Annotated in this window: 30 protein-coding genes; 1 reads left to right on the top strand and 29 read right to left on the bottom strand. The window is 63.2% G+C overall.

Annotated features, from left to right (window positions below; all coding sequences use genetic code 11):
* Nucleotides 1-10 precede the first annotated feature (10 nt).
* The 17 genes from JYG32_RS04360 to JYG32_RS04280 all read right to left on the bottom strand — a co-directional run bounded on the left by JYG32_RS04360 (nucleotide 11) and on the right by JYG32_RS04280 (nucleotide 16,801).
* Nucleotides 11-1,207, bottom strand: a complete 1,197-nt coding sequence (locus tag JYG32_RS04360) for a type IV secretion system protein (RefSeq protein ID WP_213264768.1) — start codon at nucleotides 1,205-1,207, stop codon at nucleotides 11-13.
* The gene (locus JYG32_RS04355; RefSeq protein WP_213264767.1) at nucleotides 1,207-4,020 is read right to left on the bottom strand and encodes a VirB4 family type IV secretion/conjugal transfer ATPase; all 2,814 of its coding nucleotides are present in this window, start codon (nucleotides 4,018-4,020) and stop codon (nucleotides 1,207-1,209) included. Before JYG32_RS04355 ends, JYG32_RS04360 begins: the two co-directional genes overlap by 1 nt.
* Nucleotides 4,021-4,047: 27 nt before the next feature.
* Entirely contained in the window at nucleotides 4,048-4,341 is a 294-nt protein-coding gene (locus tag JYG32_RS04350; RefSeq protein WP_213264766.1) for a TrbC/VirB2 family protein, read from the bottom strand.
* A gap of 202 nt (nucleotides 4,342-4,543) precedes the next feature.
* Nucleotides 4,544-6,688, bottom strand: a complete 2,145-nt coding sequence (locus tag JYG32_RS04345; protein ID WP_213264765.1) for a DNA topoisomerase — start codon at nucleotides 6,686-6,688, stop codon at nucleotides 4,544-4,546.
* The gene (locus tag JYG32_RS04340; protein ID WP_213264764.1) at nucleotides 6,688-7,332 is read right to left on the bottom strand and encodes a lytic transglycosylase domain-containing protein; all 645 of its coding nucleotides are present in this window, start codon (nucleotides 7,330-7,332) and stop codon (nucleotides 6,688-6,690) included. The genes JYG32_RS04345 and JYG32_RS04340 overlap by 1 nt, the downstream gene beginning before the upstream one ends.
* Complete coding sequence (locus tag JYG32_RS04335) at nucleotides 7,332-7,964, bottom strand: hypothetical protein (protein WP_213264763.1); 633 nt, start codon at nucleotides 7,962-7,964, stop codon at nucleotides 7,332-7,334. The genes JYG32_RS04340 and JYG32_RS04335 overlap by 1 nt, the downstream gene beginning before the upstream one ends.
* A gap of 2 nt (nucleotides 7,965-7,966) precedes the next feature.
* Nucleotides 7,967-9,133: a ParB/RepB/Spo0J family partition protein gene (locus tag JYG32_RS04330; RefSeq protein WP_213264762.1), complete on the bottom strand. Its 1,167-nt coding sequence runs from the start codon at nucleotides 9,131-9,133 to the stop codon at nucleotides 7,967-7,969.
* Nucleotides 9,123-9,959 carry a ParA family protein gene (locus JYG32_RS04325; RefSeq protein WP_213264761.1) on the bottom strand — a complete coding sequence of 279 codons (837 nt, stop codon included), beginning with the start codon at nucleotides 9,957-9,959 and terminating at the stop codon, nucleotides 9,123-9,125. Before JYG32_RS04325 ends, JYG32_RS04330 begins: the two co-directional genes overlap by 11 nt.
* Before the next feature lie 225 nt (nucleotides 9,960-10,184).
* Complete coding sequence (locus JYG32_RS04320) at nucleotides 10,185-10,763, bottom strand: hypothetical protein (RefSeq protein ID WP_213264760.1); 579 nt, start codon at nucleotides 10,761-10,763, stop codon at nucleotides 10,185-10,187.
* Nucleotides 10,763-11,287, bottom strand: a complete 525-nt coding sequence (locus JYG32_RS04315; RefSeq protein ID WP_213264759.1) for a hypothetical protein — start codon at nucleotides 11,285-11,287, stop codon at nucleotides 10,763-10,765. The genes JYG32_RS04320 and JYG32_RS04315 overlap by 1 nt, the downstream gene beginning before the upstream one ends.
* Before the next feature lie 147 nt (nucleotides 11,288-11,434).
* Nucleotides 11,435-11,617 carry a hypothetical protein gene (locus JYG32_RS04310; RefSeq protein WP_213264758.1) on the bottom strand — a complete coding sequence of 61 codons (183 nt, stop codon included), beginning with the start codon at nucleotides 11,615-11,617 and terminating at the stop codon, nucleotides 11,435-11,437.
* Between the two features lie 34 nt (nucleotides 11,618-11,651).
* On the bottom strand, nucleotides 11,652-12,857 hold the full coding sequence (locus tag JYG32_RS04305; protein ID WP_213264757.1) for a hypothetical protein: 1,206 nt from the start codon (nucleotides 12,855-12,857) through the stop codon (nucleotides 11,652-11,654).
* A 31-nt stretch (nucleotides 12,858-12,888) separates the two neighbouring features.
* Nucleotides 12,889-13,128, bottom strand: coding sequence for a hypothetical protein (locus tag JYG32_RS04300; protein WP_213264756.1), 240 nt, complete (start codon nucleotides 13,126-13,128; stop codon nucleotides 12,889-12,891).
* Nucleotides 13,125-13,958 carry a hypothetical protein gene (locus tag JYG32_RS04295; protein ID WP_213264755.1) on the bottom strand — a complete coding sequence of 278 codons (834 nt, stop codon included), beginning with the start codon at nucleotides 13,956-13,958 and terminating at the stop codon, nucleotides 13,125-13,127. Before JYG32_RS04295 ends, JYG32_RS04300 begins: the two co-directional genes overlap by 4 nt.
* Entirely contained in the window at nucleotides 13,918-15,036 is a 1,119-nt protein-coding gene (locus JYG32_RS04290; RefSeq protein WP_213264754.1) for a YdaU family protein, read from the bottom strand. The genes JYG32_RS04295 and JYG32_RS04290 overlap by 41 nt, the downstream gene beginning before the upstream one ends.
* 83 nt (nucleotides 15,037-15,119) lie before the next feature.
* On the bottom strand, nucleotides 15,120-16,649 hold the full coding sequence (locus JYG32_RS04285) for a UvrD-helicase domain-containing protein (RefSeq protein WP_213264753.1): 1,530 nt from the start codon (nucleotides 16,647-16,649) through the stop codon (nucleotides 15,120-15,122).
* Nucleotides 16,646-16,801, bottom strand: coding sequence for a hypothetical protein (locus JYG32_RS04280; protein WP_213264752.1), 156 nt, complete (start codon nucleotides 16,799-16,801; stop codon nucleotides 16,646-16,648). The genes JYG32_RS04285 and JYG32_RS04280 overlap by 4 nt, the downstream gene beginning before the upstream one ends.
* A gap of 94 nt (nucleotides 16,802-16,895) precedes the next feature.
* On the opposite strand from JYG32_RS04280, the gene JYG32_RS04275 reads away from it, so the two are divergent.
* Entirely contained in the window at nucleotides 16,896-17,459 is a 564-nt protein-coding gene (locus JYG32_RS04275) for a hypothetical protein (protein ID WP_213264751.1), read from the top strand.
* On the opposite strand, the gene JYG32_RS04270 is transcribed toward JYG32_RS04275, so the two are convergent.
* The 12 genes from JYG32_RS04270 to JYG32_RS04220 all read right to left on the bottom strand — a co-directional run bounded on the left by JYG32_RS04270 (nucleotide 17,427) and on the right by JYG32_RS04220 (nucleotide 26,034).
* Complete coding sequence (locus JYG32_RS04270; RefSeq protein ID WP_213264750.1) at nucleotides 17,427-17,816, bottom strand: hypothetical protein; 390 nt, start codon at nucleotides 17,814-17,816, stop codon at nucleotides 17,427-17,429. The two genes, JYG32_RS04275 and JYG32_RS04270, sit on opposite strands and share 33 nt — an antisense overlap.
* 82 nt (nucleotides 17,817-17,898) lie before the next feature.
* Entirely contained in the window at nucleotides 17,899-18,219 is a 321-nt protein-coding gene (locus tag JYG32_RS39665; RefSeq protein WP_433960847.1) for a ParE family toxin-like protein, read from the bottom strand.
* Nucleotides 18,220-18,306: 87 nt separating this feature from the next.
* On the bottom strand, nucleotides 18,307-18,834 hold the full coding sequence (locus tag JYG32_RS04265) for a hypothetical protein (RefSeq protein ID WP_213264749.1): 528 nt from the start codon (nucleotides 18,832-18,834) through the stop codon (nucleotides 18,307-18,309).
* 111 nt (nucleotides 18,835-18,945) lie between these two features.
* Nucleotides 18,946-19,908 (bottom strand): phosphoadenosine phosphosulfate reductase family protein, encoded by a 963-nt coding sequence (locus JYG32_RS04260; RefSeq protein ID WP_213264748.1) that lies wholly within the window; start codon nucleotides 19,906-19,908, stop codon nucleotides 18,946-18,948.
* Entirely contained in the window at nucleotides 19,905-21,065 is a 1,161-nt protein-coding gene (locus tag JYG32_RS04255; protein ID WP_213264747.1) for a DNA-methyltransferase, read from the bottom strand. Before JYG32_RS04255 ends, JYG32_RS04260 begins: the two co-directional genes overlap by 4 nt.
* Nucleotides 21,066-21,084: 19 nt before the next feature.
* On the bottom strand, nucleotides 21,085-21,615 hold the full coding sequence (locus JYG32_RS04250; RefSeq protein WP_213264746.1) for a hypothetical protein: 531 nt from the start codon (nucleotides 21,613-21,615) through the stop codon (nucleotides 21,085-21,087).
* Nucleotides 21,602-22,888 carry an ATP-binding protein gene (locus JYG32_RS04245; protein WP_213264745.1) on the bottom strand — a complete coding sequence of 429 codons (1,287 nt, stop codon included), beginning with the start codon at nucleotides 22,886-22,888 and terminating at the stop codon, nucleotides 21,602-21,604. Before JYG32_RS04245 ends, JYG32_RS04250 begins: the two co-directional genes overlap by 14 nt.
* Complete coding sequence (locus tag JYG32_RS04240; protein ID WP_213264744.1) at nucleotides 22,885-23,304, bottom strand: hypothetical protein; 420 nt, start codon at nucleotides 23,302-23,304, stop codon at nucleotides 22,885-22,887. Before JYG32_RS04240 ends, JYG32_RS04245 begins: the two co-directional genes overlap by 4 nt.
* Before the next feature lie 243 nt (nucleotides 23,305-23,547).
* Nucleotides 23,548-23,769 carry a hypothetical protein gene (locus tag JYG32_RS04235; protein WP_213264743.1) on the bottom strand — a complete coding sequence of 74 codons (222 nt, stop codon included), beginning with the start codon at nucleotides 23,767-23,769 and terminating at the stop codon, nucleotides 23,548-23,550.
* Nucleotides 23,766-24,479: a metallophosphoesterase gene (locus JYG32_RS04230; protein ID WP_213264742.1), complete on the bottom strand. Its 714-nt coding sequence runs from the start codon at nucleotides 24,477-24,479 to the stop codon at nucleotides 23,766-23,768. The genes JYG32_RS04235 and JYG32_RS04230 overlap by 4 nt, the downstream gene beginning before the upstream one ends.
* A gap of 12 nt (nucleotides 24,480-24,491) precedes the next feature.
* Nucleotides 24,492-24,920 (bottom strand): hypothetical protein, encoded by a 429-nt coding sequence (locus tag JYG32_RS04225; RefSeq protein ID WP_213264741.1) that lies wholly within the window; start codon nucleotides 24,918-24,920, stop codon nucleotides 24,492-24,494.
* Nucleotides 24,921-24,942: 22 nt separating this feature from the next.
* The gene (locus JYG32_RS04220; RefSeq protein WP_213264740.1) at nucleotides 24,943-26,034 is read right to left on the bottom strand and encodes a transporter substrate-binding and LysM peptidoglycan-binding domain-containing protein; all 1,092 of its coding nucleotides are present in this window, start codon (nucleotides 26,032-26,034) and stop codon (nucleotides 24,943-24,945) included.
* Nucleotides 26,035-26,044 lie beyond the last annotated feature (10 nt).

Genomic DNA, 26,044 nt, shown 5'->3' with positions numbered 1-26,044 from the left:
ATACCCTCGACTACGAATCGGCACCGGGCCGGTTCAGGTTGTCCATCACGATGCGTTGATAGGCCGGGCGCAGTCCGGCACCTCCTCCGCCACCGCCACTCGAAACACTGCCGCCGCCACCTCCCCGATTCCACGGCAGCTTGCCGCCGAGGTTCTGGCCGAGGCCGCCGATTCCGCCTGCGATCTTGCCCACCGCTCCGGGCAGTCCGCGGCTCCCGACACCGGCCGCGAATGCGCCTATGCCTGACACGGCGCTGCCGCCGCCGAGCGCCGACGCGATCGATGGCAATTGCCAGCACAACATTGCAAGAAAGATCCCCGTCGCCAGCATCCCGAGCGCGCTGACGAAGTACTGATCGTCGGTCGTGGTCGCCGATCCCGAACTGCCAAACACCAGGTTCGAAAAACTCGCAAAGGCGTTACCACCGTTATCTGCGGCCGGTGCAGATGACAAGCCTGTCAACGATTGCACCTCACTTGAAAACACCGACAGCGCCATCCCCAGAAACGCAGCGATCAATACCTGCAGCAGGCAATACGTGACGACCTTGCCGACCCATGCGTCGAAATATCGACGTGAAGGCTCGAAGGCAGCGCACGCGATGAAGATCGGCCCCAGTCCCAGCACGAGATCGAGAAAAACGCGCGCGAGCACTGTTTCGAATGAGCACACGACTAGAAAGACACCACCACCGATGCTTACGATGACGGCGCTCATCAAGTAGCCCAGCGCCGCACCGAACTGCGTTGCACCTGCCTGTGTGGCGCGCGTAATATCCTGGCTCGCGATCGCGCCTATCGCTGCGTCATAACAATCAAGTGCTGTATAGACACTGCTGGCCGACGATCCGGATACATTCGCGCTCGTCGCGCACATGCCACCGCCGGCTTGCGAGATCGTCTGCGCCAGCGCAGCCGTGCCAGTCTGGACGTCATTCAGAACCGTGCTTTGATAGATGCCGCTACCGAGCGCAACGGCGAGGAACATCGCGATCTTTGCCGCCCGCCACGAGAACGTTGGGATCGACTCCGACGCGTCGCCGCGCATCACCGCAAATCCATACGCCATGATCCACAGCGTCACCGCCGTGGTCACGACTGGCACCAACGCGCTCGACAGCGCCGCCGACGTCGACGTGACGTAAGCCCCAATGCCGCTCTCGATCCCGGTTCCGATCATCGAGAACACACCTGTCGTTGTCGCCATCACGCCCTCCTCGTCGCAGGTGACACCTGTTCGGCACGGCCCAGATACTTCTCGCGACGCTCCATCGCACGCCGCTCTGCGAGCCTCCGTTGAAACACAGGAAGCCAGGTCTGCGGGTCATCGCCGACTTCCTGCCGGACGTCGTCGAGCAGCTCGACGTTGTCCTTCGAGCCCGACAGGATGTCGATTGCGTCACCGTCGCCCGCTCTCAGACCAGACAGGTCGAGCGTGGCGACGAACGAGCGCGAGCCCTGCTTCACGAGGAAACGCCGGCTGTTCTCGCCCAGGCTGCGCACGATGTCGAACTCGGCACGCGTCAGCTTGAAACCGTCGATGTAGTCCTTTTCGTCCGCTTTCGGGTTCGGCAGGTAGATTTCCGTCGCCATTTGGCCGATCAGGGCCTTCGCCGCACGGCTTGCGATCACTTCGGACGGCGACTGCGTGTCGTAGATCGCGAAAGTGTTTTCCTTTCGGCCCGTGCGTTGCATGTCTTCCGCGAATGCCGTGTACACATCGCTCTGCAGCCGTTTCCAGAACTCAGCCAACACCACCACGAACCGGTTGCCGTCGATCTTCAGATCCGTGTAATGCAGCATCGTCATCGTCACGATCGGCGCAATCTCCGGATCGTCGATCAGATCGGTGTCGTCGAACCCGAAGATCTTGCAGTTCGCGATCGACGCCGCGACCTTGTCCGTCGCGTTGTCCAGTACCCAGCCGAGCTTGCCCGGCCGGCACCATTTCGCCAGGCGCTCGTGCAGGCTGTCCTCGCCGTCCTTCGGCAACAATTGCCACACCATCGACAGGCGCCGAACCTCACGCGGCATCCCAGCCACTGCCGATACCGCCGTCCAGATATCCGTCTCATCCTTCGTCCTGAGCGGCCGATTCGGGCGCTCGACCAGCTTCGTCACGAGGCGTGCCCAGAAGTCGACGTTCTGAGGTGTCGGATCGAGCCAGAACGGGTTCAGCTCGGTCGAATCGCCACGCTTCATCACCAGATACGTGCCGCCCATCCAGCGAATCGCGATCTCGCAGCCACGGTCCTTGTCGTACAGTGCGATCGACGCGCCGTACTTCGTGAGCATGATGAGGATGAACATCTCGAGCGCGGTCTTGCCCGAGCCCGCCTGGCCGATCAGCACTGTGTGCGCGAGCGCCATCCGGTCAAACGAATCCTGATCTTCCGGCGTCACGTGGCAGTTCAGATACACCGGCTGCCCGCTCGGCGACTTGAGAATCGCGATCGCCTCCCCCCACGGGTTTCCGTTGCGCTTGCCCGACGGGAAGTTGTGGAAGCAGGACAGCCCGCAGAAATTGCGCGAACTGAGCTTCGCCTCGCGCGGCCGGTACCGCCAGTTCGCCGGCAGTTGCGCGAACCACGCCGAATCTGCGACGAGATCGACCATTGCCGCCTGGAATCCGGCCTCCTGCAAAATCGCCCGCGCGGTCGACGCGGCCCGCTCCGCCTCCGCCGGCGTATCGCCGAACACCGCCAGCGAGTAGTGGTACTCGCCCAGCACGAACGTGCCGTTGATCAGGTCGTTGAGCGCCTGGTGCATCGCTGCGATCTGCGAACTCGCCGCATCCTCGCTCGCGATCAGGTGGCCGCGCTGGCGTTCCAGCGCATCCTTCGCACTCGCCCGGTCCAGGATCGAAAAACTCTGTGTTTCGATGTAGTCGAACTGGCCGTACAGCAGGCCGTTGAGCATACCGGGCTCCGAATTCTCCGGGTAATCCTTCAGGTCCAGCATTACGCCGTACCGGCGGCGGCCGTCGGACGTCCGGATTTCCAGCTTCTCGCCCCCGAAGAACAGGCGAGAGGTCGGCAACGCGTCCGAGATCTTTCCGCTCGGCACCGGCACGCGCTCCCATACCCCGTTCACGAGATACCCGAGGAACTCCAGCGCCCGTGAAAACGTGCGCCCGTTGTGCTGGTACGTCGCGAGCGGCTCGGGCTTGTAGCGCTTCAGGCTGGCCATCACGTCGCGACCGACGTCGTCCAGCACCTTGATCGCCGCGCGCTCGTCCTCGCGAATCGTCTCCAGCGTGCGCAACCCTCCGCGCTTAAGCGCGCGACCGACTTTCGAACGTACTGGCCGGTAGATCACCGCCAGATACTGGTCGCGCGCCATCATCCGGTATTGCTCGAGCCCGTCGTAGTAGTTCCGTGCGACCTCGTCGATCCGTTCGTTCGCGTACTGCGAGTCAAAGCGGTCTGCAACCTGGCGGCCGATACGATGTGACCACAGCGCGACGTTGCCCGTCGCGAAGCTGCGCACCAGGCTATTGAAACCTTCATGACGCGCGAGGAGCTCCATCGGGTCGGCGGATTCGAACGGAATCCCCTCGAGCCGGAACAGCCGCAGGTAGTCGCCTTCGCGCGTCCGAATAACCGTGTCCGTCAGATGTGACGAGTACGGTACAAAATCGGCGACCATCACTTCGCGCGCGGCTTCGGCTTCGAACTTCGAAGCCGGTTCGCCGCTCTTACGCTTCTTCGTCCGGGTCGGCGAGTACGAACTCGCCCCCCAGAACTTTCCGTTACGCTGTGATAGACGCATCCGCAAGGCCATGAAACGCTGCCGAAGCCGTTGGTCGTCACTACGCGTCACCATGCGCATCGCGAACAGCGCCGGAATCATCAGCGACAGCACGATCATCGCCGCAGCAGACGACACGATAAACGTCCACATGCCGGCGATGAGAATCGCGCCGACCGTGACGACAAACGGCACGATCGGAACCCCAAACAACATCGCCGGGCGCGTGCAGCCCTTGAAGATTTCGTCACGCAGGTTCGGTGCATTCATGGCCTCGACTCCCTTTCATTAGCCCGATCAGGAGAGCAGGACGCCGGCCATCGTGCTGGCGCCACCGATCAGAATGGCACCGATGAAAATCTTCGCGATGTCCCCGAATTGCACGTGCTGGAACAGCATCTTGAAGCCTGCCCACATGATCGCGATCGTGCAGGTGACTACCCCGATCGCCGTCAGCGCGGCGGATACCTGGTTCAGGATCGTGCTCGCCTGCGATGACAGTTGCGCGAATGCCGGGTTTGCCAGCAGCATCCCCAACATCACGGCGCCGAGTGCCGCGAACAATCGTTCGCTAATATTTCGTTTCTTCATGTTTCTCTCCGTCAGTACTCCTAAAATCGATGCGCAGTGCTTCCCTGCCACAGTCTTCACTGCCCACCCCTCACTGCTCTTCACTGCTCCCAAAATCCTGCCGTGCCGCCTTGATTCCTTCCGTTCTGTCGACACGCGTGCTTCTCAGTTAGCTACCGGCTCACTCTTTCATGATGCGTCACACCTCCTTGTCGATTTCGCGTCAAACCGGCCGATCCGCATAGTCCGGCTGGCCGCCCTTGTCGTTGTACGATCGCGTGCATTTTGGATACTGGCTGCAGGACCATAGGCTGTACGGCTTGCCGGACTTCTTCGCGATCCCGGTGCGATTGATCAAGCCCGCGCCACATGCACACTTGTGCTGACTCACCTGCGCCTTCGGTTTCGGCTTACCCGGCCGCCCGTTCTCGTCCGGAAGCGTCGCCGTGCAATGTGGATACGCCGAGCAGCTCCAGAACGGTCCCTTTGAACCCGACACGCGGCGCAGCGGTTGGCCGCACGTCGGACACGGCGGATTGCCCGCAAGCTGCGCGGCCTCAGCCACCTTCGTGCGTTGTGCGAACTCCCGCACGAACGCGACGATCGGCGGCCGGAAGCCCTCGACCGACATCTCGCCGCGCTCGATCGCCTTCAGGCGCGCCTCCCATTCGCCGGTCAGCGCAGGCGACAGCAGCGCCTCGGCCCGCAGCTTCGAGAGCAACGCCTTCAACGCGAAGGCGCGTGCCGTCGGCACCAGTTGCTTCTTCTGGCGCTCGAGGTAACCATCCGCGATGAGCCCCTCAATGTGTGCGGCCCGCGTGGCCGGCGTCCCGAGGCCGCGCTCAGACATCGCCTCGCGCAATGCTTCGTCCGCAACCTCTTCTCCAGCGTGCTCCATCGCTGACAGCAGCGTGGCCTCGTTGTAGCGCGCAGGCGCCCGCGTCTCGCCCTGCGCAATCGACACCCCTGCGTGACGCCCGGCCTCGCCAGGTTGTAGCACCGGCAGCGACGCGCTGTCTTCCTTGCGATCGCTCTTCCCGTCGCTCGTCTCGCCCTTGTAGACCGCAAGCCAACCCGGCGTCACCAGCACTTTCCCGCGTGCGACAAAACGATCGTCACCGAGCTGAACCGTGCGTGTCGTAACCGCAAACTCCGCGTCCGGGTAAAACGCGGCGAGCATGCGTCGTACAACCAGGTCATAGATCGCCTGCTCGGCCTGCGACAGGCCGCTCGGCGTGTCGCCCGTCGGAATGATCGCGAAGTGGTCCGAGATCTTGCTGTTGTCGAAGATGCGCTTTGTTGGACGGATCCAGTTCTGCTCGAGGATCGGGTTCGCTTCCTTCGCGTAACCGCTCTCGGTCAATGCACCCATGATCTGCGTCACCGTCGGCAGATAATCCTCAGGGAGTGCCTTCGCGTCGGTACGCGGATAGGTCAATACCTTGTGCGTCTGGTACAGCAGCTGCGCGAGGTCGCTCGTGTCCTTCGCCGACAGGCCATAGAGCCGGTTCGCCTCGCGCTGCAGCGTCGTCAGATCGAACAACGTCGGCGCGACGCGCTTCGACGGCTGCGTCTCGTCAGCCACGCTGTCGAGCCCACGAATGCCACAGCGTTTCGCGATCGCTTGCGCTAGCGTTGCGTCCCAGATGCGCTCGAGCGGGTCGCCCTCGGCACGATTTACCTCGGGGTTCTGCCAGCGCGCGACGAACTCGCCCGCCTGCAACCCGACCTTCAGGTGCACCTCGTGGAACGTGCGCGCCTGGAAGCGCCGGATCGCCTCCTCCCGTGCCACGACGATCATCAGCGTCGGCGTCTGCACTCGGCCGACCGGCGTCTGATCACCAGTCAGAAGCTTGCACAGACGCGAGCCGTTGATGCCCACGATCCAGTCCGCCTCGGCACGCGCGCGTGCAGCAGCAGCCAGCGGCTGCATCTGCGCGTCCGTGCGCATCACCGCGAAGCCGTCGCGGATCGCCTGCGGCGTCATCGATTGCAACCACATGCGACTGATCGGTTTGCGGCTTTGCGCAAACTCGACGATCAACCGGAAAATCAGCTCGCCTTCGCGGCCCGCGTCGCACGCGTTGATCAGCATGCCGACGTCCTTCCGGCGGATTTGCTTGAGCACTGCCTTCAGCCGATCTTCGGCCTTCTCGCGCACCACCAGATCGAACTGCTCCGGAATGACCGGCACCTGACGAGCGATCGATTCCGGCGCGGCGATGCCCACCAGGTGACCCGCCGCACACGACACGATCAGGTCGTCGCGCTCGAACACGTTCCGCTCGGCTTCCCGGAAACCACCGAGCGCCGCGGCAATATCCTTCGCCACGGACGGCTTCTCGGCCAGAATGAGCGCTTTTTCCATCAGAACACCACCGCACTGTTGGATTGAACCGGTGCCGTCGGCAACGCCGGCTCCGATTGCGCCCCGTCCGGTTGAACGCGTTCGACACGTACTCGATTCGGGGCGCGATTCGCGCTGGCCCGCTTCGACGGCACCACCGGGATCACTGAGCTGCCATCAATCGCCGGCACGACCTCACCGTCCCCGCCCTGCGAGGCGTTCATCACCACACGCTGGACATAGCCCGTCCGATACCCCGTCTGGAAATTGCCGCTGTAGTAGCACGACAGCCCATCGCGCAACGCAGTCTGGGGCTGGCGCGTGCGGCCCGTGGCCTGCGCGTAGCAGCGCGAAAGGATGTCCGCCCCGGCCTGCAGATTGCGGCATACGTCGAACGCCGTCGTGCTCGACAGTCCGTAGCGTGCGAAGTGCTGCCGGTTGACCTGCGACAACCCAACGCTGTAGTTCCAACCGCCACGCTCGAGCGCATCCACGGTCGCCGTGGCTTCCGCGAGCGTGCGAGGCTGACGCACGAGGCGCCCGTTCACGACGCCGATCGCGTATGGGTTGAAGCCCGACTCGGTGCGCACGATCGCCGCCATCGTCGCTGGCGCGACGTGCGGGGCGCATTGCTGCGCGAGCGTCATGAAATCGATCACGCCCATCAATTGCCGCCTCCGCCCGACTGCGTACCGTTCTGCTGCTGTTGCTGCTGCTGGAGGAACTGCGCGCCGGCCTGCGTCGGGTCGTACGGCTTCTGCGTGCTGCCCGAGCCGTAAAACTCCGTGATCGTCGAACTGGTCGAGCCATTAAGGCTGAGCCCGGCAAGCGATCCCGGGTAGCTCACGCCCCACCACACTCGCGTGTACAGCGTCCCGTCGATTATCACGTTGATTGCACCCGATGCGCCGCACATCAGCACGCTTTGCTCCGGCCCGCCCCAGTACACGAGGTCTTCGCGACAGTAGCCGCCGCCCGCCCATGTGTTCGACGCGCCCGTGCCCGCGCCGAGATTGGCGAGCAGGGAGGCCGGGATAGCAGCACGAATCGCTGGTGCAAGGTTTGCGAGGCCCGCGCTGAAATCGCACGACGGGAACGGATCGCCGTGGCTCAGGGCCGACCACAACTTCTCGATCGGCGGAACGCACTGTGCGTATTGCTCAGGGCCACCGGGATTCGCCAGGCACAGCAGCACCTGACAGCCCCAGTCGTCAGCGCGAGCCAGCGTCGGTGCGACGACGGACCAGACCGTCATCAACGACAGCGCCATAATCAGATTGCGGAAGAATTTCTTCATCGTCACACCCTCGAATCCGTCAAAGTCCAGTTCGTGAGATCGTTCAACACCACTTCAATCTCGCCACGCCCGTCCTCGTACTTCACAAACGCAAGCCCCGGAGTGGTCGGCATTTTGTCGAGGCGCACCATGACGGCATCGCCTTCGAAATTCGCGAGCAAGAGTGGCTTCTTGATACGTGTCGGATCGTCGAGCTTTACCGGCTTCGAATCGTTCTCGATGTCCGGGTTGTGGAACGGCACTGCATGCAGTTGCACGTCGGCACCGCCCGATTCACCATCGCCCTGTTCATCGCCAGGATTACCTCGATCACGCCGGCTTTCTTTGCTCGCCAAACTCGGTGCGGCGGAGTCATGCGCCGTTGTTTCCGTACGTTCCGCCAGATCGATCATCACGTCATCGCCATGGACGCCGGCGTCGCGAAGCGGCCGAGAATCGCCGGATCCAGCCACGCCCGTCGCGGACTGATTCGCGGGATCTGTCGGCGCGCCATGATCGGCCGGCTTCTGGGGATTGCGGATCGATGCACCCAGCCGCCGGATCATCGAAAGCGTGATCGGCCCTTCAGCCTGTTCGGCCAAAAAATCGTCTACGGCCGTGGCATCTTTTTCGTGCAAGCGGCACAGTTCGTAGGCACCACCGACGCCTTGAATCTGGCCCGCCTCAAATGCGCTCAGTACGTTCGCCGGTGCTTCGAGCAGCGCAAGGTGTGCCGTCACGTCAGCCGCGGCCATGCCCAATTCCGATGCAATCAGATCCCGCGAGTCACCCGCGGCCTTACGCTGCGCCATGAACTGCGCCAGTTCCATCGGCTTGAGTTCTTCGCGCTGCAGGTTCATCACCACCTGCGTGTAAGGATCGATGACAGCTTCGTCTTCCTCAACGATTGCGCGAATTGTCATCATTGACGCGAGCTGCGACGCACGAAAGCGACGCGCACCGTCGACGATGCGGTACTTGCCGTTACGTTTTGGCCGCACCCGGATCGGCACTTCGATGCCACCCTTCTTGCGAATACGTCCCGCCGTCGCTTCCAGCAATGCCTGCTTAAACACCTTGCGTGGCTGGTCCGGGTCCTCCTCGATCTCGTCGATCGGCAGGTCCAACACCGCACCGCGTTGATGTGCCGGCGCGTCGACGTCGTCGAACATCGAAAGGTCAAGCGCCACGCGTCGCCTCCGCCTGCTCAGGCTGTTCAGACGGCTCCATCACGAGGTGCGCGAGGCGATCAAACACCGGCTTCGTGTCAGCCCACGCCTCGCGGGCCGCGGTCTTTTGCCGGCCAAGCTCCCACAGCGGCACGCCTAATTCCTGGGCTTCAGCCACGGCCGACCGCTTCAGCAAACGCAGCGGTACCCCGTCCTCACTGCGCACCAGATAGTTCCCAAAGTGCTTCACGACCTCCATGAGGTTGCGACGATGGATCGGGATCGGCTCCACCATCGTCGGCAGAATGCCCAAAAAGCGCAGCGCCGGATTCGACGCCTTCTGAACACGAGCCACGCCGCGACGACCGTTCAACGTGCGGTAAACGCCCTCCATCGACTCCTGATACAGGTGGATCGGGCTAAGAACGGAATCCGAGCAGGTCAATGCCAGCAAGACGCGCATGTCGTCCGACGGCGGGCAGTCGATGATGCAGACGTCGAAATGAGGAGAAAGCCGCTCGAGATTGGCGGCGAGATTGGCAGCAAACTGACTGAAATCAGCCGGTTTTTCGGGAATCTTGGAGAGCGTTTCGTCCGCCTTGACAACGGCGAACTGAGTGTCCGGCACCTGGATCGCCGGGTTGGCGTTCATGATCAGCGCGGAAGCGCTCAGGTCGAGCGCTACGGCTCTCTCGGCACGCAGCAACGACGCGCTGGCGTTGCCCTGGCTGTCAAGATCGATGACCAGGACGCGATACTCGCGAGCACGCAGTACGTACGCAAGCTGGCATGTCAGTGCCGACTTGCCTACGCCGCCTTTCTGCGTCCAGATTGTGAGCTTCTTCATTGCACTCGGGTCATCGGGTTTGCGCAGCGCCGATGAGGCCGAGGCCGTAAACGAAAAAACCCGCCAAATGGCGGGTTAAATATGATCCGTCGAGCAGTGCTCAGGACGCCGCATCGGAGCCACAGTGGGCCTCGGTAGGCTTACGCCTTGTAACCGGATCAAATTGTCGTACCAACAATAGCGCAGTTCTCCGAAACATGCAAGAAGAACCGGCGTTGATTACCATCATCGTAGTGGGATGAGTGTTTCCTGCGCTCGGAACGACACCACTTTGCAAGACTCCGCGGCCACTGGCGCTGGGGGCTCGTTGTTCTTTTCCGCAGCCTCTTGAGCCTTGATTGCTTGCACCGTACACCAAGCATCCTCCTCTTCTTGAGCATGCCTTTGCTCCGCAGGAATGGCAGACACTAACTCCTTCAACTGCTCAATTGCCCTTTCTCTACTGGAAACATAGGTGATCTTCCCTGAATCCAATTGCGATTGGGCCATTTCGGCCACTCGGGCTTTCACAAAAAACTCATGCCCCTTGTTCGGCCACGGCTCAGCTTTGTCCCATGCAGCAAGCACGACAGGATGGCCAATCACAAAATTCGCCGCATTTGCATTTTTGCATCCCTTAATAAGCTGAGGGTTCGGTTGCTGTCCACACCAATTTAACTCTTCCTGTATCGACGCCGGATTTTTCAACAAATCGGCAAGATTCGCACTACCTTTGTCTTTGCTGCACCCGGACAAGCCTACTAGCGCCGCAACGCCAACCGCAGTCGGCAAACAAAAGACTGCTTTCAACAATCGAACTCTCATCAAACTCCTCCGGCTTGATCTAGCTTATTCAGCGCGCTTTCGACGGCACGATAGGCCGCCGCCAATTCTAAATCAAGTACTGTCGACGGGACGCGTCGAATCTTCAACCTACGGCAAATTACTTCTCGATTGGCTCGCCAAACATACTTCATTTGCAGCAATTCCCTCCGAATAGGATCGAGTCGCAGCCATGCCGCCTGGATATGCATCGCATCCTGCGTTGAACCAGTGCCGTTACGTCTCATCGTCCCCCAGTTCTCCAACCGCGCCTCCAGATTGCCCCGCGCCTCTACTCCCCAATCCCCAACTGCATTTGCCGCGCCTCCAGTTCCAGTGCCGGTTCCGGCTACGATTCGGACACTGCAATCGTTTTGCTTGACGATACGCCGAGCGGCTCCCGGCCGAGCGCGAAGAATTGGCCTTTGTTCGGCCACTCCGGATTGGCGGCGGAAAGCATCATCACCCTCGGCGCCTTGGTCTCGCGCCTGATCGTGGCCCACTACGACTTCGTTCTTTTCCTTCATCCCAACACACCCTCTTGCAGCAGTTGTCGACGTATCTTCGAGGCGTTCACCGGCGAGCACTCCGGGTAGGTAACGCCGGATATCCGCGACCGTGCCGCGTAACGCGCCGCGCGACAATCCGTAATCCCCTTGGGCCAGATTGAAAGGCTATGTGGCATCAAATAAGGATGCCTGATCGGATTTTGACATCCATTCGGGTTCTTCGTCGTTGACGTAACCCGCCTCGCCCACAATCACAATGTCGTGCGGCTGCGGCGGCAACCTGTCTCGCGGCGCGATGACCTCCAGCGCGATCAGCACGTCGGGCGTCAACCTCATGCAGTACGGCATACCCACCTCCTATCGAACGAATTCGTTGTATCGGTCACGCCAGCACATCGTCATGCAGCAGTTGCCGACGTACCCGCAAGGCGTTCGCCTGCGAGCACCCGAGGTAACGCCGGATATCCGCGACCGTGCCACGCAACACGCCGCGCGACAATCCGTCCCGCACCCGCTCGGCTGCGTCGCGCCATCGCGCATCCTCGTCGGACGCATGACGCACGTCGAATACCAGGGTCTGCTGCGCCGGGTCGCGCAACGCATCGCGACTCGCCGCGACTCCAGTCGCGACCGGCCTCGCGACTACCGCGACTGCCGACCCGACTCCGGGCCCGTCGCGCGCGACTGACGACGCGACTGCCGCATTCACCGATTCCGGGAGAGGCCCGCCACACGGGGCGAGTCGCGCGACTCCCGCATGACTCGCCCGTTCATTCGCATCGCGACTCGCCCCGGTTGCATCAGTCGCAGCAGTCGCGTCACCGGACATGGTCGCCACCCCTCGCGACTGGGCAGTCACGCCGTGACTCGGTTGCGCATCCCGCAGCTCGCCCGTCGCCGGCCGCGACCACGCGATGACCCACGCCGCGATCGCCACGCCCTCGAGCGCGGCCGCGCACAAAAGCCCCACCGCGACGCTCACGTGCGACGACGGCCAACCGAGCGCGCCCGCGAGCGCATCGACGACGGGATTCGCGCGAGCGGCATCCCGCGCGGCGAGCGCGCGATCCTGCAGCGCCACCGCCCGGTCGTTCGCCGATTCCTCGCGCTTCGCCTCGGCGAGCGCCACGTCCGCCGCAGCCAGACGCGCCATCAGCGCCGTGTGCTGCGCAACCGTACGCGTATGCGCGAGCCGCGCCAGCACGGCGGCCCGTTCACGCGCGGCCGCGATCTGCTGCGCCGACACGGCCGTATCACCCGTGACCGGCGGCACATACACCGCCTCGGCGCGCGCGTCGCCCGCCTGGGCCTGAGACAGCATCACGAACGACACGTGCCCGTATACGGTCGCGCCGGTCGCCGCCAGCCACACGAGCGCCGCGATCGCTCGCAAGCCGGCCGACGCCCGCCACGCGAACGCGGGCAGCCAGTGGCAAGCAAGCACCAGCGTCGCCGTGAGCGCGACCCACAGCGCTCGCTCGGCCACCGTCGCGCCACGCTCCCAGCCGACCACGGCCGCGAGCCCGAGCGCGACTGCCGTCGCGAGTACGCCCAGACCCGCTGCGGCGCCGCGGGTCGTGGGATCCATTGCATTCATCGTTTTCATGTCACGCCTTTGTTCAGAACGGAATGTCCATCGATCCACCGACATACGTCGTCCGGATCATGTTGTCGACGCAGCGCGCCGCGATCGGCTCTAGCACCACGAACGTTTCGCCCGGATGCAGCTTCGCCAAGCGTTCCGCTTCGCGCACTGCCGATTCGGGGGTGCCGTGGCGGTACGTCGGCGGCTTCGCGCCCGAAGGCGACCACACCAACCAGAACGCGGTCTCCGCCTTCGTGCCGGTCCCGGCATTCACGCAGCCACCTCGCTCTCGAGCAACGCCACCACCGGTGCATAACGCGCCCGAACCTCGGGCGACGCACTCATTAGGAACACCCGGCCGGGGCGGGACTGCACGACGTCGATCGCGTTCTGCCGGATCTCCGCCGTGAGCGGTTCGCCATTGCGGCCCGTGCCACGCAGCAGGAAGTCATACGCCCACTGCACATCGCCCACGGCGAACCGCATCGACGCGAGCAGGGCGCGGAGTTGCCCTGAGGCTTCCCGGCCGCGCTCACGCGCCGTTTCCGATCGCCCCGGCGCGACCAGCGCCACCTGACGCGTCGGCACGGGCGGCACGTTCCCGCTCGCCAGCACCGCGCACAGCGCCGCCTCGAAGCGCGGCTTGAGCTGCGAGAACGACAACTGCAGCATGTCGTGCTCGCCGAGCCGGACCGCGGCGTAATAGATCGCCGGATTCGTCCAGACGTCGCGACCTCCTCGCCGCGCACGCAGCTGCTCGATCGCTTCGTACAGTGCCGCGTCAATGTCGATCGCCGGCTTGCACAGCGCAAGAAACTCCGTGAGCGACGGCGGCCAGTCGTATCGCTTTCGGCACGCCGCAAGCGCGTCGCGCAACACCGTCCCAGGCGTCACCTGCTCATCCTCGAACGCCTCCGCCCAGGTTCGCGACCAGTTCTCCACCGCCTGCGCGTCCGGGAAATCCCGGTACCAGCGGTTTCCATACATGGCGCCGAACTCCGCAAACAATCGGTCCATCCCCGACGACTGATCGTCGTCGCGGCGATCCGGCCAGGCCCGCCGCTCAACCCACCAGTTCTGCGTGAATATCCACCGTGCGCTCATATCCGTTCCCCTTGTTCCGTTGCTTCACGTACCCCAGCGGGTTGAATTTCTCTTGCGGCTCCCGGCCCAGCCGGATCACCGACGCCGCACGCGCGTGACTCAGACCCGCCCAGTCCGCGCGGATCGCCTCCATGAACGCCGCGTCGTGATCCGCATACACGTAGCCGCCGGCGCGGCACTTGTTCCTGTAGCACTCCAGATGCTGACGCAGATCCGCGTCCGTCACGCCCTGCGCAAATGCCCACTGCCGGACTGCGTCGTTGATTCCAAAATCGGCTGGCAGCGGGGTCTTGAGCAGCGGGGCGGGGCGCGCGGGTTTGCTCACGCTGCTCGCGCGGGCGGGCAGCGGCATCGGACGCCGCGCATCCGTCTCACGCGGCGTATCAGCCGCACGCACCGATGCCAGCGCCGCCTCCGCCGCGAGATCCGCCGCGTCGGCGTCACGCGTAACGCTTTCGCCCGTAACCAAGCCGTTACGCGTCACGCTTTCCGTAACGGTCTCGGGCGTTACGCTCTCCCTCTCTTTTCCGTTACTACCGTTATGAGAGAAAGAAGAGAGAGTGTTACGCGTAACGCTGGCCGTAACGCTTGTCGCGTTACGCGTAACGCCCTCCGTAACGCCTGGTGTAACGCTTTCGACGTGACGCGTCACGTCGGCCGCCGCTTGCCGTTCCAGTTCCAGTCGTTTCTTCTTCTCACGGCACCGGCTCGCGCGGATCGCACCCGGCGACCTCGCGCGCGGGCGGGAAGATCCACCCGGCTCAGCGATCGCCGCCTCACCGCCTGGCGCCGCCTGGACCTCTTCAGGGTGCGAATACGCCCACTCGATCTCGGCATCGCACCCCGCGTGCTGCCACGCGTCATCGACCCGCTCGAAAAACTCCTCGAGCACCTCGCGCGTCGCACGTCGCTCCGCCCGCGTGCGGGCCCCAACCAGGTCCGCCGCCCGGTCGTTGGGGATCGGACCTTCGCGCACCATGTAGACGTCCATGAGCCGCACCAGCAGCCCGTGCTTCAGGGGCGGCAGATGCCCCGCATCCATCAGATACGCGCCGATGTCGCGCCGATAACTGTCCAATCGCGCTCTCCCTTAATACCCGCACGGCGACACGACGACGCGGCGACGCGTGCCACACGACCACACCGTTTCGATCCACACACTCATGCCGTCATCACTCCCATCGCCGCGCGGATCTCGCCCGCGGCTTCCGAACTGCCCAGGCATAGCACCGACTGCGCGCGCGTCACCGACACGTAGAGGATGTTGGCTTCCTCGACCTTAAGATCCTGGCCCTCAGGCGCGACGCTCTTGAAATCCCCGCCCAGCAGCACCCGCTCGAACTCCAGCCCCTTGGCCGCGTGCGCGGTGAGCAGCATCGTTTCCACGCCCGCGTCGCGAATGGCTTTCGCGCTCTTGCCGACCGCCAACGGCATCAGCACGGCGCGCGCGCCGTCGAAGCCGTACTCGTCGATCACATCCTTGAGCACCTTCAGATCAGGCATCTGCCCAGCCTCGATCGCTTCCTCAAGCTCGTAGTAGTTCTGGAAGTGGCAGTACCGGCGATCGCCGCTGAAGCCCTTGTCATGGAACCATTCGAGCGACTCGATTTCGCGCCGGATCGCGGCGGGTTCCATGCACAACCCGCAGCGCACACCAGCATCGTGCAGCTCGAGCGCCTGCGCGAGCGTTTCGGCGTTCGAGCGGCAGATGATCGCGGTCGGGTTCGACAGACCGCCGGCGATCGACGACGGGCCGCCCCCTCCGACGATGCGGAAGTCCGAGCGCAGCAGCCCGCCGAGCACGGCATTTGCAGCGTCGGCGACGGCCGGCCCGAACCGGAATGAGCGTGTTAGGCGCAGCGTCGCATCCGCATCGATCTGTCCCATCGCGTCGACCGCGCCGCGCCACGAATACATCTGCTGGCGCGAATCGCCGACATAGACCGTCTGCGCCCCCTGGCGGGCCGCGAGCCGCATGAACTGCAGCATGATCGGATTGGCGTCCTGTGCCTCGTCGAGCATCACGTAGTCGGCCGCGATGCGCGGCTCGCTCATTACGTAGAGCTTCAGATAGACGTCGTGCGTCGACGGGAACTCGCGCTCGGACGGATCCGAGAGCCGTTTCCAGAGAATTGCCACATTCGGCAGCAGATCCGTCGCAACCGCGCTCACCAGGTGCTTTGTCCACGCGGGATCCTGTTCCGCGCGTTTGGTATCGTCGCGGGTGAGCCAGTCCAACAGCGTGCTGCGCGGAAAGTGCTTCGCGCCCAGCTCCGTGTTCGGGCTCTGACAGAAGCGCGCGACCCAGTCCAGCAGCAGATAGCCGCAAGCGTTCAGCGTGAGCTTCACGCCGGCGATCACCTGGGGCCCGCGAATCCCAGCCGCCTGCGCCGCCGTGCGCGCAGGCAGGCGCATCGTCACGCGCGAGCGAAATGGCCTGGCGACGTCGCTGCGATACGCGACCGAGTGCAGCGTCGACACGTCGCAGCGCGTATCCGCGAGCCTCGGCTTCGTTTCCTCGGCCATCAGCTTGTTGAACACGGTAAGCAGCCCGCGCTTGTTCGGAACGCCGCGCGCGCCGGCGACGATCGTCGACGTCTTGCCCGTGCCGGCGCCGGCCTCGACCTTGATGCAGGCCGCGCTCTGTTGCATGGCGTCGACGACGCCGGTTTGTTCGTCTGTGAGATTCACTTCTTGATTCCCTTGCGCCGCTTCGCCGCGCGAATCAGTACATCCTCGATGCAACTGCGCAACGTGCCCTCGTGATGCGCGAGCAGCTCATCCAGCGCCTGAGTCGCGTCGGGATTCAGCAGCACCTCGAGACGGCGCCCGCCCGCATCCATCAACCGGGCTCGGCATTTCTGGACGCGCTCGGACGGCGTGCTAGCATGTTTCCGGTTACGTTTCGCCATTCATCACCTTCGCCAGAAATCGCACATGCCGAATACCAACGCATACGAGACGCTCTTTGCACAAGCCATAGTCGCGTCCCAAAATCGCGGCTTCGATATCCCCGACTGGGCATCTGCGGCGCCATCCAAGCTTGACCTTCCCCGACAACAGCAGCTCGCGGCTTTGCTGCAGAAGATGGTTGACGAAGATCTCAGTCTGCAATCTGTCGTCGCGCGCTGTGTCAACGTCCATTTCGAACTGCTTCAACGCGTCGAGGCAATTCTTGGCGTGACACCAGCGTTTACGGTCGGATCTGTCATTACAGATACGGGCCGTCCGCTGTTTTCCTGCACATGGGATGACGTCGATGCATGGATGCATCACGACGCCACCGTGATTCAGACGTCGCAAGCCCCTTTTCATGCCTGGCTTACGGTGCCCGGAATGCAAATCGTCGACTTCACAATCGAACCCACAATGTTTCATCAAAAGCTCCTCAACGGATTTGGCGTCATAGCAAAACCCGCCAGCGAAGTGAAAGGCTTTCGATACCATCCCGTGGCCGTCGGAAACGATTTACCCATTCGACTGGCCGCTCGTATTTCGTAATCCGATCAACGCCTTTTCGACAATCCACCGACGAAGGAACACCTCACCGTCTCTCAATTGTTCGAACAGAGCCCGAGCCGGCACCACATCGCGGACGCCGTTGGCCGCAACCCATTCGACGATTAGCGCCGTTAGTTCCGTCCGCTCGTCGTCACTGACAAATGAACTTGTCTGCGCGACCACTTCGCTCGGAGATTCCGGCGGCAGGTACGCAATGACAATCGCAGCATTTGAACAAAGCGACTCGGGCTGCTTTCGACGCACCCGCTCGCGTAGCTGACAGGGCGATACAGCGTCACTGGTTTCGACGCCTAGTACAGACAGCGCGCGGCCAAGCTGCTCCTGCGTGGTTTCCATTACGCATCTCCATTCGCATCAGTCATCGACTTGATCGTTCGCTTGCCGCCCCGCCGATCTTGCATCGCTTCGCCTATCCCGCTCATCGCACTTTCCCTGTTGGCGGACATTCAGCCTTCGTCGCATGCTCGAGCCGGCCACCACGACCGCCTCGCCCGGTCAGCCCGTTGTACCGTTCGTGCGTCAACAGGCGAATCGGCCGCATCGAACGCTTGTCCACCAGCAGCCGATAACTGCGCCCGATCGGCAGCGAGTACAAGGCACAGCACTTCAGCAGCTTGCCGCCGAGCGCAAGCGGATGCCGACCGGCTGCAAGCGCGTCGAGAAGTGCGCGTGCCCGTTGCGCAACACTCGGCAAATGTGCGACAACTCGCAGATCCACCCTCGCGCTCGGGAGTGACATCACTGCATCAGGCAAATTGCACGAACTCATCAGCGCGCCGATCAGTGGACGTGTTCGGAAAAAATGAAGTCATCGGGCATCTCCAGGTTATTGGGCGCCGGCGGCTATGACCCACATGGCCGACACCGCCAAGCACATTGGCCCGAACGCCACTACCGCGCTGGCGGTGGCGCTTGCGGCAACGTTGAGTACACCTGTCAAGTCCGTGACATAGTTGGCATCGAGGTTTTCGACAGCCCAGATCGCACAATTGGCCGGAACGACTCCGAGCACGAATGCCGCAACGGCGGCTGCCGCGAAGCCGAGCCATGCGTCATGACCGGCCTCGCCAAGCTTCACGCTCACACAGATCATCCACGCCGTAATAAGCAGCGCGCCCCAGTCGATCAGCGCCGCCGGCAACACGGTCGTGTAGCTGCCGGTCAGGATGTGCGCCCATGCGTACCAGACGAACACGATGCCGTCTCCAATCGTCGGACCCGCCAGATACAAGCCGTAAACCAACAGCGCGACCAACGTCACGCCCACGATGCTCAACGCGATCGCGCGTGCGCAGCCCAGCATCGCAGTGCGAACGAGCGAAGCGGGGTGGGGATGTGCTTTCTTCGTATTCACTTCGCCTCCGTCGATTCGCTGTCGGGCGATTTTCTGTCGCTCACCCCGAGCCACCAGCAGATCTCGGTCGGAATGGTTGTCATGTGCATCAATGGATCTCCGATCGACGTTTCATTCGCAAAGCCCATAGGCGGATGCGCAAGCCGTTGCCGACTCCGCGTCCGCAAGAAGGTCGTATTGCCGGCCGCCGCGGGTCGTTTTCGACCATTCGACGACGGAGGCAATACCGTTGTTGTTGCCCTTCTCGATGTGGAAAAAGGTGACGACACGGCCTGGACGCGAAACCTCTGTCACGAGCCGTTCCCACTCGGCGATCCGCTCGATGTGCTCCGGAAATCTGCGCGCGATCTCGCGGATTTCCCCCTTCCCTGCGTTGATGCAAGGCATGCAGCCGACGCGCCCCATGCCTTGGCGATAGAGGGGATTCGGTACGATCCCGGCAAGCGCCATCGCTTCGAATGTGTCCTCGGCTCGCCATCGCAGAATCGGCCTGTAGACCGCGTAATGCCCCTCGCGAAATTCGTATTCAGCGAGCCAGCGGCGATTTAGGCTTTCGTCTGCGCGTACGCCCTGCCACGACTCGACGAAATACCCAGCATCAATCAGGCCGATGGCGTGCTCCATCAGCGGGTTGCGCTTCAGATCCTCGGTACAGTACTGACGTTGAGACGACGGAAAGCCACCGCGCACCATGCACAAATCGAGATACGGATTACCTGTTGGATGCAGCAGCTCGAGCGCGCGGCTCGCCGCTTCGGGCGTCCAAGCGTACTGAAGTTGACGCGCTCCGTAGACAGCCGACTCAGGCTCACCTGCGGCGATCCGCACGAGGTTCGCGCGCTTCGTCGCGAACTCATCGGTGAAGTCAGCGCTCACGACATCGACCGTGATGCCGAGCGCGCGCGGCAGGTAGTCGAGAGCGTATTCATAAGTCACGTCGTGTTCGTTACCGGTGTCGGCGAACACTGCTCGCACGCTATCGCGTCCGTGCAGTTCGAGCGCGACGAGCAGCGTTGCGGTGCTGTCCTTGCCGCCAGACAGCGAGACGACGTGAAGGGTCTGGCGTTCGTTCACGAGGCCTCCAGCACCAAGCCGAGTTGCCGCAGACGATCGCGCTGCAGCAGCTCGTAATCGGGATTGAGCTCACAGCCGAGGAAGCGGCGCCCGAGCCGCTGCGCGGCCTGACCCGTCGTGCCGCTGCCGAAGAACGGATCGAACACGACGTCGCCCGGCCGGCTGCCGGCGAGTACGCACGGTTCGACGAGCGCTTCGGGGAACGTCGCGAAGTGCGCCCCGCTGTACGACTGAGTCGCGATGGTCCATACGGACCGCTTGTTGCGCATCTCGGTGATCGCGCGGAATGCCTCCCGGCCCGGAATGGCATTCGTCTTGCCGTCGAAATCGCCGCGCGCCACGCTCTCGCGCACCTTCTGCGAATATGTCTGAAGGCCGGCCTTCGTGCGGTGCCGGTTGTCACCTGCTTCATAGGCTGCTTGTCCCTTCGCCGGATTGACATTCCCCGGCACGCGCACACGTCCGCGCTCGCGGGCATCTGCATCGAACCCGTGCCCGAAGCCCACGCCGCTGGGGGTCGGGCCATAGCTGGCCGGCTCCTTGATCGCGTCGGCGTCGAAGTAGTAGCGCTCGCTCTTGCTGAGCAGGAACAGGTATTCGTGCGCCTTCGTGCAGCGGTCGCGCACGCTTTCCGGCATCGGGTTCGGCTTGTGCCAGATGATGTCTTGGCGGAGAAACCAGCCGGCGTCCTGCAGCGCGAACGCGAGACGCCACGGCTGGCCGACCAGATCCTTCGGTTTCAGGCCGTCGACGCGCACGTCTGAGCGCGGTATCGGTGCATCGTCGCGCCGGCGGCTCGCGGTCATCGCGCGGTTCGCCTCGGTTTGGTTGCGGCGCGTGCCGTTCAGCGTCGATGCCGTTTCCGGACCGCTGCGCGAACCCGCGTAGCTGTCGCCCATGTTCAGCCAGAGCGTGCCGTCGTCCGCGAGCAACTCGCGCGCCAGCTCGAACACGCCGACCATGGTGTCGATGAACTCGCGCAGCGTCGGCTCCTGGCCGATCTCGCGGTGCTTGTCGGGATGGCCGACTGGCAGGTACGAGCGCAGCCCCCAGTACGGCGGCGACGTGACGATCGTCTGCACGCGCACGCCGTCGGCGATCATCGCGCGCATCAGGTCACGGCAATCGCCGAAGTGGCACCGGTCAATCCAGTCCATGTTATCCGCTCCGTATCGGTTACCAGTTGCTCGAGCCTGAGTCGACGCTGGACGAGCCGCTGTCAAAGCTCGATGAGCCGGATGACGAGCCCGAATCGCTGCTCGAACCCAGGCTCGAACTCGAATCGCAGGTCCAACCGCTGTCGGAGTGGACCGATCCGCCGGCTGCATCACTGGACCCAGAGGACAAGCCCACATCGGCGCCGCAGTCCGTGTGACCGCTCGATGGCGCGCTATCCGTTACCTCAACGTCCGCGCGGGCATCGAGTCGCGCCTGGGCCACATCGGCGCCAAGCACGGCACCGACGAGAGATCCACCGGCCAGGTAGCCCAATGGGGCGCTGTCCGTCGCGTCCGCGACGAGATACGACGTACTGAAATCGCCGTCCGATTGCGCCGCCGGCGTCGGCGAGCGCGGCACGGTGCTTGTGCTGGCCGCGGCGGGTTTTCGGCCGCCCAGCAACCGAAAACGACGCAGGAAAGCACGCAACGTGCCCTTCGAAGGATTGCGTTCTTCGTTCAACTTCATCTCCTGGTCAATCAGACTCATCGTCGCCGTACGCTTCGTAGTCAGGCTCCGGCCCCAGCTCGCGGTGCTGGCGAGCACGCGTGTCCATGTCGTCCTCGCAGACCCGCACGCCCTCCTTTGCCGAGCCAAACAGGAACTGCCGCGCCTGAGCCAGCAGGTCGGTATCGAGCACGCAGCGCCGGACGCGCGCGAGGTTCATCGCGATGACAGCGATTTCCTTGATTTCGGCAGGCGTCGTGCGGTCGAGTGCTGCGCCGAGCGTCTTGTCATCGATCTCGCAGTCGGGTGGCAGGTAGAGGCGCGCGCAAGCCGCGGCAGCCTTGCGACGGAATGCACCGACGGGCAGTACGCGATCAATGCGGCCGGGCCGCTTCATGATTCGATCGTCGATTCGCTTCGGATAGTTGGTCGAGAAGATCACGAAGGTGCCGGCAGGGTTGCGCGGCGCGGCCATTCCATCCAGGAAACTCAGCATGCCCGACGAAGGGCGGTACAACTCCTCGACCTCTTCGGCAATCACGATCGCGGGAATCTTCGCGGCGGCCGCTTCTTCGCATGCCGTCACGAGCGCGCCGTTGTCGCACTGCACGGCGAGCATGCGCCGCGAAAGCCGCGCCCCCAGCACCTTGGCAATCGTCGTCTTGCCCGTGCCCGGCGGGCCCGTCAACAGCACCTTGCGCATGCCCGGCTGCCCGTAGCGGGTGTACCACTCCAGGTCCGCGAAGAACTGGTTGCAGTCCGCTTCCAGTTCGGCATACATCGGATGGCTCGCAAAGCGGTCCACTTCGTCTGCCAACTGATCTTCGACGCGCGTATACGTCAAATGGGTATCGGAATAGCGGCTCGATGCGTTCCACATCCCCCGCTTCGGCAAAGTCTGTCGCTTCGTCTGTTCTTTCCAGCTCGCGAGTTTGTGCAGGGCCACGATACCGGCACGCGTACCGATTGCGTATTCCACGCCGAGTTTCGGATTCAGCGTGGTACGCACGATGTGCACGACGTGCTCGCCGATATGGATGCGAAACGCGCCAGACCCGTTCGAGAACATCAAGTGCTCGCCGTCGCGCCGTTTCACCAGGATGGGGCCGACCTGTGTGCTGACAATGCCTGTGGCAAGCCGCTCGACGCGCACAGTCGACGATAGCGTGCGCGAGCGACGGCGCTTGATCATCAGCTCGGCGAGCTTCGGGTAATACTCGGCATCCTTCACCAATTCGCCGAACTCATCCGGATAGATCTCGCGATGCAGGTCAATCGCCTGCTGCCACATCGGCACACGTGCCTTCGCCGTCATGCAGCCCTCCCGCCGGATTGCCCGGTGCAGTGCAATTGCTCTCGGAGGTCTGACGCACGTCGCACGCCGGGAACCGACCAGCAATTGCCGTTCGATGCCTTGATGCTCAACGTCCCCAATCCGCAGAACCGTTCCCAGCCAGTTTGTGTGACGGTGACGCGAGCGCCCGTCAAATCCATCTCGGCTTGTACCTTGATGAATACGCCGGCCGCGAGCATCGCCGATGCGCCCGTCACGTCGACGCGCATCCGGGTCAACTCGAAACCGTGAATCGTCGGCATCATGTAGAGCCCGAACTGGATGACCTGGGCGCCTGCCCCGACCCACGACGACGCGCTGGCACCTGCGACGCTGAGTGCGATGTCGAGCAACGCGCAAAGCAGCATCGACTGCGCGAATGACGGGACGATCGTCAAAATCGACGGACGGATTGTCAGAGCCATAACGTTCCTTAAAAAGCGGGGGTGCTTGAACGAGCCACCCCACCCCAAACCACTGCACGTCCGAGGTCCAAATGTGTGCAGTGGTTACCTCGATGCTCACGCACCGGGAGGACGGCTCTTGCGAACCGCCTAACCGCTGCAGAGCAGCCCTTGTCTTGCCATGCCTGGCCCTGCCAAGCCATGACCAAACACGATCAACCTCGCAAATCTCCTACCTCAACCCCGCACTTCACTCAGCCGCCGCTCGGCATACGCGATCACGCGCGGTGCATCGATTCCATCCAGTTCTGTTCGGCGCAGAATCGTCCCGAACGGCGTCTTATAGCCACGCATCGCCGCAAGATAGTTCTGCAGCAGATCCCAACCCTGACTGCTGGATGCGAGCAAGTCGATGAAGCCCAGCTCATGCGTCGTGTCGTATCCTCGCGATCGCGTCATCGCCACTCTCCAAATGTTTCAGTCAGATTCATCACCGTCAGGCGACCGCCCTGGAAGCACGCGCCGGTATCGATGAAATGCACGTTGCCGAGCTGCATCGGTCGGTCGACAGAGGTGTGTCCGACAATCACCGCGTCAATATCCGCGACGCTGTCAATGCCATGTGACACGTACCGCGACCGTTCCCACATCGCTGAGAACTCCGTGTACTGGCGCAGGACGTTGTTGTCTCTCAGGGCCGACTCGAAATCGGCCCACGTCGCGAAAGGGCAATCCGCATGCACGACGCCGATTCGGCGATCACCCACCTGCACGGTCATCGCGATCGGCAGCGTCTGGAAGGCGACAACGAAGCGCGTGCGCAGCACCGGCTCGAGGCGAATCAACCAATCGCCGCCGTTATGGCTGTAAGCACGCTCAGCAAGGTCACCACAGGCGAACTGGATCGCCATCTGCTCGTGATTGCCGCGCACACTGTGAAACCACGGCCGGCTCAGGAACGACAACACGCGGTGCGATTCGGGGCCGCGATCGACCAGATCGCCGACCGCGAACAGGCGATCCCCACGGCCCGGATCAAACCCGACGCGCGCCAACTCCGCCTCGAGCAGGCCGAAGCATCCGTGGATGTCGCCCACGGCGAAGTCGCGGCCAAGGCAATTCGCCGCAAAATGCGGGACGGCCCGCGAGCCATTCGGTGGCAAATTCATGTTTCGCATCCGTCAATGCCGCGTGCCAGAGAACTGAGCCACGTCGTTCGCGTTGCGCCGGGCATACGAGACAATGAGATCCGCCAGGTTGTAAGTTCCGTGCCTTTCAAACTCGGCGCGCAACAATGTCAATGCTTTCTGCAACGGCTCGCATTCACGCGGAAGATCGATCCACCGAACGGACCACTGGCCTTCGCCGTATTGCTTGTCGAGCATTGTCTTGGCCGTGCGGTGCGCTTCGTCCATTGCCGCGCAGGGCGACTCCAAGTCAACCGGCCGTTCATCCGCACACACCACATAACGGGCGATCTGCAAATCGTTCGGCAAGACAGTCATCATCGCCCGATGCGGCGAAGGCGCCGACGGATCCGACAACAGCACGACGTAGTGCACGGTCTCGGTAAGGCGTGCGTCATCAAAGGCGTAAAGGGTGACGGACATGCTTTCTCCTCGGTGCCCCATGTCAGCGTTGCGGAATGACGAGCGCTTGCCCGACCAGAATCAAGTTCGGGTTCGGCAGGTTGTTCCGGGTCTGGATCTCGCGGTAGCGCGATGCCGCGCCGAGCTGCCGCGCGGCGATCGAGGCGAGCCTGTCGCCCGGCCGCACCCGGTACGTGCGCTCGCCTGCAGTGGCCGCAGTCGTCAACGCCTGGTGGCTGATGAAATATCTCCGCATCAGCACGAGGTATTCGGGGCTCGCCTTCACGCGCGCGATCGCGCTGTTGAGCGTCATCAGCAGATCGGCATCGCTTGCGCGCACGCCGATCTTGTACGAGATGCTCGAGCCCTCGAGCTTCGTCACCGCGAAGTGCAGATCCGTACCCTTGATCGAGTCGACCGCGAACGGATAGTCGTAGACGAACGCGTCAACGACGTGCCCGTCGACGCTCTTGTCGACGAAGTGCGGATCGGCATCGTTGACCTCGACGATGCGACTGCCCGGAAACGCGCGTTGCACGAACGCCTTCACGTCCGGATCGCCCTGCAGGACGCCGATCGTCTTGCCGGCCGCATCCGTCGCCGAGCGAATCGGCGAGTCGGCTCCCACGATCAGTGCGTATCCGAAATCGTCCAGGTACGGATTCGTGTAGACGACGCCGGCAGGCGTGTTGTCGGGAAACGTCAGGCCGTCCATCGCGACGTCAACGCTCGGTTGGCCGCCCGTCGACGCGAGCAGTTGACGCGGCACGTCCACGTAGGCGTCGACCTCGTGATGCGTATCGATCTTGATCGGCCCGGTCGCGGCGAACTTGGGCTGCGCGAACAGCAGGTGCGCAAAATCCCAATTGAAGCCGTGAGGAACGCCGTTCGGCTCGCCATAGATCGGCTCGGAGGGGTTTTGTACCGAGATTCGTACAACGTGCGTCGAAAGGATGCGCTGCAGCGTGTCGGTTGCTGACGGAGCATCCGGACGGACTACGATCGGGAGTGATCCGCCGGTATTCGAGGACACCGGTGCCAGCGCACCGGTCAGCAGGCCCGACTGGTAGACGTACCAGCCGCCGCCAAGCAGCGCGATAAAGGTAGCGGACAGGGCAATGTTCTTGACGTTCATGGATTGCGCC

Origin of the sequence: Burkholderia pyrrocinia (assembly GCF_018417535.1) — a bacterium.
Taxonomy (GTDB): domain Bacteria; phylum Pseudomonadota; class Gammaproteobacteria; order Burkholderiales; family Burkholderiaceae; genus Burkholderia; species Burkholderia pyrrocinia_E.
This window is presented reverse-complemented; position numbering and strand designations above follow the sequence as displayed.